We start from the raw sequence: 1192 nt of genomic DNA on the forward strand, positions 1-1192 counted from the left end.
CAGTTAGTAATGTCGGTTTGTTTACCTTCAATTTTTCCATTTCGCCAGCCCGCTGCAAATTCCGCTGGCGTCCGATAATTCAGTGAGGAATGAGGCCGGCACTCGTTATAGTCCTGCCGCCAGTCGTTAATGATTTTCCTGGCGTGAACGATATCGCTGAACCAGTGCTCGTTCAGACACTCATCCCGAAATCGACCATTAAAGCTTTCGATAAACCCGTTCTGTGTCGGCTTACCCGGCTGAATAAGCCGAAGCTCAACGCCATGCTCAAAAGCCCACTGGTCCAGTGCCCGGCAGGTAAATTCTGGTCCCTGATCTGTTCTGATCGTTGCCGGATAGCCACGAAATAACGCAATACTGTCCAGAATGCGTGTGACCTGAGCGCCTGATATACCGAAGGCGGCAGTGACTGTCAGGCATTCCTTCGTGAAATCATCTATGCAGGTCAGGCACTTTATTCTGCGTCCGGTAGCCAGTGCGTCCATGACGAAATCCATCGACCACGTCAGGTTAGGAGCAGCCGGACGGAGCAGTGGCAGACGTTCTGTTGCCAGTCCTTTACGACGTCGTCTGCGCTTAACACCCAGGCCACTGAGGTGATAAAGGCGGTACACGCGCTTGTGATTAACATGCAGGCCTTCCCGACGCAGTAGTTGCCATATACGGCGGTAACCGAAACGCCTGCGCTCAAGCGCCAGCTCAGTGATGCGTCCGGATAAATGCACATCAGCCGCCGGACGCTGCGCCTCATAGCGGCAGGTCGACAGGGACAAACCAGCCAGCCTGCAGGCTCGGCGTTGCGACAGACCCGTCGCTTCACACATCACTACAACAGCTTCCCGCTTGTGGTCTGTCGTCAGTACTTTCGGCTCAACGCCACCTGTAACGCCTCCTTATCCAGCATGGCTTCTGCAAGCAACTTCTTGAGACGGGCGTTCTCTTCTTCAAGCGACTTAAGGCGTTTTACTTCCGGTACTTCCATGCCACCAAACTTCTTACGCCAGGTGTAAAAGGTCGCGTCAGAAATAGCATGCTTACGGCAAAGCTCACGGGCGGGAATGCCAGCCTCGGCTTCGCGGAGAATACTGATGATCTGTTCGTCGGAAAAACGCTTCTTCATGGGGATGTCCTCATGTGGCTTATGAAGACATTACTAGCATCGCGGTGTGTTAATCAACGGGGAGCAGGTCAG

The 1192-nt window shown here is 53.7% G+C and carries 1 protein-coding gene; it reads right to left on the minus strand.

The window, feature by feature from the left end; translation table 11 throughout:
• A protein-coding gene (locus tag FHW74_RS22735; RefSeq protein ID WP_183172523.1) for an IS3 family transposase occupies window positions 1-1120 on the minus strand; the annotation gives its coding sequence in 2 pieces (ribosomal slippage) (window positions 1-862 and window positions 862-1120; 1121 coding nt annotated over the 2 pieces). This gene is flagged as partial in the annotation.
• Window positions 1121-1192 lie beyond the last annotated feature (72 nt).

Origin of the sequence: Atlantibacter sp. RC6, assembly GCF_014193285.1 — a bacterium.
Classification (GTDB): Bacteria; Pseudomonadota; Gammaproteobacteria; order Enterobacterales; family Enterobacteriaceae; genus Atlantibacter.